Source organism: Desulfocurvus sp., assembly GCF_023230885.1.
Lineage (GTDB): Bacteria > Desulfobacterota > Desulfovibrionia > Desulfovibrionales > Desulfovibrionaceae > Desulfocurvus.
Genome location: NZ_JALNWM010000149.1, coordinates 1 through 8,528, shown reverse-complemented (window position 1 = coordinate 8,528; position 8,528 = coordinate 1). Strand labels below are relative to the sequence as shown.

Genomic DNA, 8,528 nt, shown 5'->3' with positions numbered 1-8,528 from the left:
CCTCGCCCCGCGCCCTTGGCCCGTCGCCGTCGCCCCCGCCCCTTCCCGCCCGGCAACCGCGCGGCGCTTCGCCGTGCGGTTGCCGGGCGGCATGCGGGGTGCAGGGGTGACAACCCCTGCCGGGTCCCGGGCGGAGCCCGGGCCGCCGGAGGCTCCTTTTCCTCGCCCTTCGCCTCTCCTTCCCCCGCCCTCGGCCCGTCGCCGTCGCCCCGTCCCGCGCGATTTACAACCCCCCGGCGCGCATGTATCCTGTGCGCCGCTTCGCTTCCGGGGGGCGGCCCTGTGGCCGTGCGCCCCGGGGTCAACATTGCATACGGAGTCCGCCATGCTCGTTCCCCAGGGATTTTCCTTCGCCGTGGCCCAGGCCGGTTTCAAGCGCGAGGGGCGCGACGATCTGGCCGCCGTGGTCAGTCACGGTCCCGCCGCCAGCGCGGGGGTGTTCACCACCAACCTGTTCAAGGCGGCCCCGGTTGTGGTCGGCATGCAGGCCATTGCGGCCTCGTCGACGGCCCGGGCGGTCCTGATCAATTCGGGCCAGGCCAACGCCTGCACCGGCGAGCCCGGGCTGGCGGACTGTCGCGAAAGCCTGGAGCTGGCGGGGGCGGCCCTGGGGCTTGAGCCCGGGGACATCCTGCCCATGTCCACGGGGGTCATCGGGCCCCGGCTGCGGCTGGACCGCTGGCGCGCGGCGGTGGGCCCCCTGGGCGGGAGCCTGGGGCAGGCCGGGCCCCTGGAGGCGGCCAAGGCGATCATGACCACGGATTCGTTTCCGAAGGTGAGCTGGGCGCGGGTGGGCGAGACGCCGGCGGTGGTGCTCGGGCTTTGCAAGGGCGCGGGCATGATCTGCCCGGACATGGCGACCATGCTGGGCGTGGTGCTTACCGACGCGGAGGTGGACGCCGGGACGTGGCGGCGGATGCTGGCCCAGGCCGTGGACGAGAGTTTCAACCGCATCACGGTGGACGGCGACACCAGCACCAACGACTGCGTGTTCGGTCTGGCGGGCGGGGCCAGCGGGGTGGAGGTCGCCGACGAGGAATCGGCCCAGGCGCTGTACGAGGCCCTGGTGGAGGTCTGCCAGGACCTGGCCTACATGATCGTGCAGGACGCCGAGGGCGGCACGAAGGTCATGCGCATTTCCGTGGGCGGTGCGGTGGACGACGCCCAGGCCGAGCTGGCCGTGCGCGCGGTGGGTCATTCGCCCCTGGTCAAGACCGCGCTGTACGGCAAGGACGCCAACTGGGGGCGCATCGCCGCGGCCCTGGGGCGCAGCGGGGCGGAGTTCGACCCCGCGGCGGTGACCATCGCCATCGGCGGGGAGGTCATTTTCGAGGGCGGCCGCCCGGTGGACCTGGACATCGACGCCATCATGGCGCCGGTGTTGCGCCGCCAGGACGTGGACATCGAGGTGACCCTGGGCGAGGGGCCGGGCGGTGCGGTGCTGCTGGCTTCGGACCTGACCCACGAGTACATATCCATCAACGCCGACTACCGCAGCTAGGAGGGCCCATGACCCGCGAACGATCCGGCCCCGGGGCCCCGGCGGCCGCGCAGCGGCTGGGGCGGCTGGCGGACTTCCTCTTCGAGGTCGGCATGCTGCGCAAGACGCCGCGCACGGGCTACCAGTTCCTGGGCACGGGCGCGGAGAACGTGGCCGAGCACAGCTTCCGCACGGCGGTCATCGGCTGCGTGCTGGCGCGCCTGGCCGGGGCGGACGAGGCCCGGACCACGCTCATGTGCCTGTTTCACGACCTGCACGAGGCGCGCACCGGCGATTTCAACTATGTGAACCACGCCTACAACCGCTCGGACCGCGTACGGGCCCTGCAGGATGCCGCGCGGGGCACGGGGCTGTCGGCCATGCTCCTTGGCATGTGGGACGAGCTGGAGGGCATGGACACCCTGGAGGCCCGCCTGGCCCAGGACGCCGACCAGATCGACCTGATATTGAACCTCAAGGAGCAGTCGGACCTGGGCAACCGCTATGCGGACAAGTGGCTGGCCTGCGCCCTGGAGCGTCTGCGCACCGAGCAGGGCCGGGCCCTGGCGCGGCAGATCGCCGCCACGGACCATACGGACTGGTGGTTCCTGGGGCAGGACGAGCAGTGGTGGAAGAACCGCAACGGCGTGAAGGACGGGCAGGCCCCCGGGCCGGGCGAGGCGCCGGGCGGGGAGTGACGGCGGCCGGGCCCCGGCCGGACAACGCGCGCGGGCGGGGGCCCCGGCGGGCGGGGGCGGTGCGGCGTCCGCAGGAAGCGGCCGCGTTGCCTTGCCGCAGGGCAGGGCATTGGCCCCGGAGGCCCTGGCGGTGCCGGGGGGCGGCGCTAGCCGTCGGCCTGGCCGGGCTTGTCCTCGGCGTACTTGTCGCGGATGGCCGCGATGACATCGAAGATGTCCAGGAAGGCGTCGACCACGTCGGGGTCGAAGTGCGCGCCGCGTTCGCTTCGCAGCAGGTCGATGATCTTCTCGTCGGGCCAGGGGGCCTTGTAGGAGCGCCGCGAGCCCAGGGCGTCGAACACGTCGGCCAGGGCGACGATGCGCGCCTCCAGGGGAATCTGTGCCCCGGCCCTGGGCGGACCCGGGGGCCGGGTGTCCGCCGGGCCGTCCAGGTGCCCGGGGTAGCCGGTGCCGTTCCATTTTTCATGGTGGTTCAGGGCGATGCGTCCGGACATGGCGTCCAGCTCCGAGGTGGAGTTGGCGAACAGCCGCGCGCCGAAGACCGTGTGCATGCGCATGACCGCGAATTCTTCGGGGTCCAGTCGGGCGGGTTTTTTGAGTATCCTGTCCGAGATGCCGACCTTGCCCACGTCGTGGAGCATGGCCGCCACGCGGATCAGGTCCTTGGTTTTCTTGCGCAGGGTCTCGTCGATGCCCTGCATCATGGCGTATTTGTGGTATATTTCTGCGGAGTAGGCGCCGACCCGGGTGACGTGGGCCCCGGTTTCCGAGGGGTCGCGCAGTTCGGCCATCTGCATCATGCGCAGGATCAGCTCGCGGGTCATGATGGCCCGTTCGATGGCCACCGAGGCGGCGGTGGACAGCAGGGGCAGCACGGTGCGCGCCTGGGCGGAGAACGGCACCGGCCGCCCCGCGTCGTCCTTGGCGTTGATGAGCTGGATGACGCCCGAGACCGTGCCCTGGGATGTGGTCACCGGCAGGGTCAGCATGGAGGTGGTGCGGTAGCCCGTCCTGCGGTCGAAGTCGGGGTTGAAGGCCACCGGGGCGTCGGGGGGCATGGCGTAGGCGTCGGCGATGTCCAGGGGCTGGCCCGTGGCGGCCACATGGCCGACGATGGAGGTGGAGTCGATGGGCAGGGTGAAGTCGGCGTATACGTCCCTGGTGACATCGCCCTCGCGGTTGAAGGTGTCGTTGTGCACATAGCCGAAGCGCAGCCGGCCGTTCTCCACGAGGTAGATCGTGCCTGCGTCGGCCCCGGCGATGCGCCGCGATTCGGCCAGGACGCGGTCCAGGATGGCGTCGAGGTCCTTGAGGCGGCTCAGGCTCTCGTTGATGGCCAGGATTTCGCGAAGGAGTCCCGCGCCGTCGGGGGCGGGGTGCGTTGGTTGCATCGGAGTCTCCGGCGGAAGGGGATTTTTTGCGTCACCTTAGCCCATCACCCGGCGCGGGACAAGCGCCAGGGTGGATTGCCCCGGCCCTTGCGCAGGCGGACCCCCCGCTTGTCTCTGGCAAAGCGCGAGGTTTAGTGATAGATAAGATGTTTGCTTGGGGCTTTCGGGGCGGCGTCCCGGGGGCGGGGGATGGGAATCTGGCGCAAGCGGCGCTCCCGCGCGGGGCGCGTTCTGGAGAGACGGGGCACGGATGACACGGTTTTTCGCGTGGCTTGGCGGCGGGTTCCTGGAGGCCGTGGCCGAATCGGGGCGCATGGCCCTTTTGCTGTGGGAGGCGGCGGTCTCGCTGGTGCGCCCCCCGTGGCGCGTGGGCCTGTTCTTCCGCCAGATGGAGTTCGTGGGCGTCAATTCGCTGTTCGTGGTCCTGCTGACCTCGCTGTTCACCGGGATGGTCCTGGCCCTGCAAACCTACCACGCCTTCCGGCTGTTTTCCGCCGAGGGGCTGGTGGGCGCCACGGTGGCCCTGTCCATGACCCGCGAGCTGGGGCCGGTGATCACCGCGCTGATGGTCACGGGGCGGGCCGGATCGGCCATCGCCGCGGAGATCGGCACCATGCGCGTCACCGAGCAGGTGGACGCCCTGGCGGTCATGGCCATCAGCCCGGTGCAGTACCTGGTGACCCCGCGGGTGGTGGCCGGGCTGGTGATGCTGCCGCTGCTCACGGTGGTGTCCGATTTTGTCGGCATCCTGGGCGGCTACCTTGTGGGCGTGAAGATGCTCGGCATCAACGGCGGCATCTTCATGAACCGCATCTACGAGCTGGTGGAGCTTTCCGACATCTACAACGGCCTGGCCAAGGCGGCCGTGTTCGGGGTGATTCTCGCCCTGGTCGGCTGCTACAAGGGCTTCTACACCTCCGGCGGCGCCGAGGGCGTCGGCCGGGCCACCACCCAGGCCGTGGTGCTGGCTTCCGTGCTTATCCTGGCCAGCGACTACGTTCTGACATCGCTCATGATGTAGGGATATGGACGTGGACCCGATCATCGAACTGCGCGACATCCGCAAGAGCTTCGGCGCCCAGCGCGTCCTGGACGGGCTGAACCTGGCCGTGCGCCCGGGCAGCGTGAGCGTGGTCATCGGGCGCAGCGGCGGGGGCAAATCCGTGCTCATGAAGCACGTCATCGGCCTCATGAAGCCCGACAGCGGGCAGGTGCTGGTGGAGGGGCAGGACACCGTGCCCCTGACCGAGCGCCAGATGACCCCGGTGCGCCGCAAGTTCGGCATGCTGTTCCAGGAGGGCGCGCTGTTCGACTCCATGACCGTGGCGGGCAACGTGGCCTTCCCGCTGGCGGAGCACACCCGGCTCTCCCGGCGCGAGATCGCCGGAGTGGTGGAAGACAAGCTGGCCGCCGTGGGCCTGGGGGGCATGGGCTACAAGATGCCCTCGGAGCTTTCGGGGGGCATGCGCAAGCGCGTGGGGCTGGCCCGGGCCATCGCCCTGGACCCCAAGATCGTGCTGTTCGACGAGCCCACATCGGGACTGGACCCGGTCATGGCGGCCAACATCAACGAACTGATCCTGCAAACGCGCGACGAGTTCGGGGCCACCTGCCTGGTCATCAGCCACGACATCCGTGCGACTTTCTCCATCGCCGACGAGGTTTTCATGCTGTACGATGGCCGCATCATCGCCAGCGGCCCGCCCGAGGCCGTCCGCGAGAGCGCGGACCCCGTGGTGCGCCAGTTCATCCGGGGCGAGGCCAGGGGGCCGATTACCATAGCCTGAGGAGCGGGACCGGCAGCCCCGGCCCGCGCAAAGCGGAGTGACGAACATGGCCTTCAAGACAGGCACCGAGATCAAAGTCGGCATATTCGTGTTCCTGGCCCTGGCGGGGCTGGCGTTCATGTCCCTTCAGGTGGGCACGGGCAAGCTCCTGTCCCGGGGCACCTACGAGCTTGTGGTCTACTTCGACAACGTCACCGGCCTGAAGGTGGACTCCCCGGTGGAGGTGGCGGGCATCGAGGTCGGCCGCGTGGGCGACATCGCCCTGGAGGGCGGGCGCGCCCGGCTGACCCTGGAGCTGGCCGGGGCCGTGAAGGTGCCCGGCGACACGGTGGCCAGCATCAAGTCGCGCGGGGTCCTGGGCGACAAGTATGTGGACCTTTCGGGCGGCAGCCCCGACTCGCCCGTCCTGGCCGACGGCGGCACCCTGGCCCGCTCGGACCGCAGCGCCGACCTGGAGGTGCTCTTCCAGAAGGTCGGGCAGATCGCCGACGATATCGGCGTGGTGGCCAAGAGCGTGGCCAACGTCTTCGGCGGGCCCGGGGGCGAGCAGAACCTGCGCCTGACCTTCGACAACCTGCGCGACCTGACCGTCAGCCTGAACGGCATGGTCCAGCAGAACGTGGAGAGCGTGAACCTCATCGTGGCGAACCTGCGCGCGTTCTCCGCCGACCTGAAGCATATCTCCGGCACCAACCGCGACGGCATCGACACCATCGTGGCCAACTTCGAGACGGCCTCGGCCCAGATGAGCCAGACCCTGGAGCGCGTGAACTCCGTCATGGCCAAGATCGACGAGGGCCAGGGCGCCGTGGGGCGCATGGTCAACGACCAGGAGCTGGGCGACGACCTGCGCCAGGCCGTGGCCTCCCTGCAAAGCGTGGCCGCCAAGATCGACGAGGGCAAGGGCTCCCTGGGGCGGCTCATCAACGACGACACCACCTCCAAGGAGCTGGACAAGGCCCTGGAAGGCATCAACAAGTACCTCGAAAAGCAGGACACCTTCCGCACCTCCCTGGACTTCCGCTCCGAGGTGCTGGCCGACAGCGGCAACGTCAAGTCCTACCTGGACCTGACCCTGCAACCCGCCGAGGACCACTACTACATCCTGGGCGTGGTGGCCGACCCCGACGGCCACACGCGGGAGACCGAGACCCTGAGCCGCGTGTGGACCGGGGCCGGCTACAGCGAAACCCGCGAGATCGAGGAGAAGACCGAGCGCGACAAGATCACCTTCAACGCCCAGCTGGCCAAGCGCTGGGACAACGTGGCCCTGCGCGGCGGCCTGTTCGAGTCCACCGGCGGCGTGGGCCTGGACTATTTCCTGTGGGACGACCGCGTGCGCCTGTACGCCGAGGCCTTCGACTTCGACCACGACGACCCGCCGCACCTCAAGGCGGGCGGGCGGCTGTACTTCCTGAAGAACTTCTACCTCACCGCCGGAGTGGACGACTTCGCCTCCGATGCGTCCTTCTTCGGCGGCGTGGGCCTGTCGTTCACCGACGACGACCTGAAGTACCTCATGAGCAGCGCCCCCATTCCGGTCAACTAGGGGCGCGCCATGAGGATAGCCGTCATTTCCGACACCCACGCGGGCGCGCCCACGCCCTGGATGCAGGCCGTGTACCAGGCCTACCTGGAGCCCGCCGACGTGCTCGTCCACTGCGGTGACATGACCGGGCAGGCCCTGTGGTCGTTCTTCCTCCAGCACCCGTGCTTTTACGCCGTGGCGGGCAACATGTGCGAGTGGGAGCTGTCCCGGGAGCTGGAGCAGCGCGTCTCGTTCACCGCCGCAGGGCTGACCGTGGGCGTGGTTCACGGCTGGGGGCAGGACCGCACGGGGCTTTCGCGCAAGGTGGCCGAGTCCTTCGGCCCGGGCTACGATCTGATCTGCTTCGGCCATACCCACGCCCCGGAGTGGGTCCGCCACGGCCAGGCCTGGGTGGTCAACCCCGGCAGCCTGCGCGAGTCGGGCAGCGCCCCCACCCTGGCCTATGTGCATGTGGCCCCGGACGGCGGCCTGACCCGCGAGGCCGTGGCCGTGCCGCGCGTGCTCGGCGGCGCGCGGGCCGCCGGATAGCCCCTCCACCGTCCGCCTGTGCCTTGCCCGCGCCGTGCGCTCCGGGCGCAAAAGGGCCCCCTTCCGAGGAAGGGGGCCTTCTTGGTGCATGGTCTGGCGCCATGCGGGCCGCGCGCGTTGCCGCGAGGCCGGTGCCCTTAGCCGCCCAGGAGCTGCATGGCCAGACGCGGCAGGCTGTTGGCCTGGGCCAGCATGGCCACGGCCGACTGGGACTTGATCTGCTGGCGCACGAACTCGGTCATTTCCAGGGCCACGTCCACGTCGGAGATACGCGACTCGGAGGCCTGGAGGTTTTCGGACTGGATCTGCAGGTTGGAGATGGTGTTCTGCAACCGGTTCTGCAGGGCGCCCAGGTTGGCGCGGATGTTGTCCTTGGAGACGATGGCTTCGTTCAGGGCCACCAGGGCGTTCTGCGCCGCGGACTGCGTGGAGATGGAGTAGCCCGCTCCGGTGGGGTCGGACTGGTTGCCAACGCCCAGGGCCGACGCCGTGGAGGTGTTGATCTGGATGTAGTAGTAGTCCTCGGAGCAGTCGTTGGCCGTGCCGAAGTGGATCTTCATCTTGCCAGTGGAAACCAGGCCGGATCCGTCGTGGGTGCCGCCGGAGAGGTTGCCGTTCAGCAGGTAGATGCCGTTGAAGTCCGTGGCGTTGGCGATACGGGTGATTTCCGAGGCCATTGCCTGGTACTCGGAGTCGATGATCAGGCGCTGGTCGGAGTTGTAGGTACCCGTGGCCGCCTGCTCCGCCAGTTCCTTCATGCGGATCAGCTTCTCGTCGATGACGCCCAGGGCGCCGTCGGCGGTCTGGATCAGCGAAATGGCGTCGTTGGCGTTGCGGACACCCTGGTTCAGGGCGGCGATGTCCGCGCGCATGAGCTCGCGGATGGCCAGTCCGGCGGCGTCGTCGGCGGCGCTGCCCACGCGCAGGCCCGAGGACAGGCGGCGGACCGACGTGCTCAGGGCTCCGAAGGACGAACTGAGGTTGCGGGCGGCGTTGGTCGCCATCAAGTTGTGGTTGATAACCAGAGACATGCGGTTTTCCCTCCTTAGAATGGTTTTGCAGCTTCCGTGCTGCGTTCGGGGTTGCGCCGTGTTG

General features: G+C 69.3%; 8 protein-coding genes. 6 read left to right on the top strand and 2 right to left on the bottom strand.

The features are described from left to right. Positions 1–325: 325 nt before the first annotated feature. Together argJ and M0P34_RS11015 are read left to right on the top strand one after the other, a co-directional pair. Positions 326–1,501, top strand: coding sequence for a bifunctional glutamate N-acetyltransferase/amino-acid acetyltransferase ArgJ (gene argJ, locus M0P34_RS11020; RefSeq protein ID WP_291499014.1), 1,176 nt, complete (start codon positions 326–328; stop codon positions 1,499–1,501). A gap of 8 nt (positions 1,502–1,509) precedes the next feature. Further along, complete coding sequence (locus M0P34_RS11015; protein WP_291499012.1) at positions 1,510–2,178, top strand: HD domain-containing protein; 669 nt, start codon at positions 1,510–1,512, stop codon at positions 2,176–2,178. Between the two features lie 146 nt (positions 2,179–2,324). On the opposite strand, the gene M0P34_RS11010 is transcribed toward M0P34_RS11015, so the two are convergent. Next, positions 2,325–3,569 carry an HD domain-containing phosphohydrolase gene (locus tag M0P34_RS11010; RefSeq protein ID WP_291499010.1) on the bottom strand — a complete coding sequence of 415 codons (1,245 nt, stop codon included), beginning with the start codon at positions 3,567–3,569 and terminating at the stop codon, positions 2,325–2,327. 250 nt (positions 3,570–3,819) lie between these two features. Between M0P34_RS11010 and M0P34_RS11005 the strand changes: the two genes are divergently transcribed. From M0P34_RS11005 to M0P34_RS10990, 4 genes are read left to right on the top strand one after another with little or no spacing between them, the layout of a single operon-like run. Continuing rightward, positions 3,820–4,590 carry an ABC transporter permease gene (locus tag M0P34_RS11005; RefSeq protein ID WP_291499008.1) on the top strand — a complete coding sequence of 257 codons (771 nt, stop codon included), beginning with the start codon at positions 3,820–3,822 and terminating at the stop codon, positions 4,588–4,590. Positions 4,591–4,594: 4 nt separating this feature from the next. Then, on the top strand, positions 4,595–5,356 hold the full coding sequence (locus M0P34_RS11000; RefSeq protein WP_291499006.1) for an ABC transporter ATP-binding protein: 762 nt from the start codon (positions 4,595–4,597) through the stop codon (positions 5,354–5,356). Between the two features lie 46 nt (positions 5,357–5,402). After that, complete coding sequence (locus tag M0P34_RS10995; protein WP_291499004.1) at positions 5,403–6,905, top strand: MlaD family protein; 1,503 nt, start codon at positions 5,403–5,405, stop codon at positions 6,903–6,905. A gap of 9 nt (positions 6,906–6,914) precedes the next feature. Then, positions 6,915–7,433, top strand: a complete 519-nt coding sequence (locus M0P34_RS10990; RefSeq protein WP_291499002.1) for a metallophosphoesterase family protein — start codon at positions 6,915–6,917, stop codon at positions 7,431–7,433. A gap of 137 nt (positions 7,434–7,570) precedes the next feature. Here the strand turns inward: M0P34_RS10990 and M0P34_RS10985 are convergent, their stop codons facing one another. Further along, the gene (locus tag M0P34_RS10985) at positions 7,571–8,464 is read right to left on the bottom strand and encodes a flagellin (RefSeq protein WP_291498999.1); all 894 of its coding nucleotides are present in this window, start codon (positions 8,462–8,464) and stop codon (positions 7,571–7,573) included. Positions 8,465–8,528: the final 64 nt, after the last annotated feature.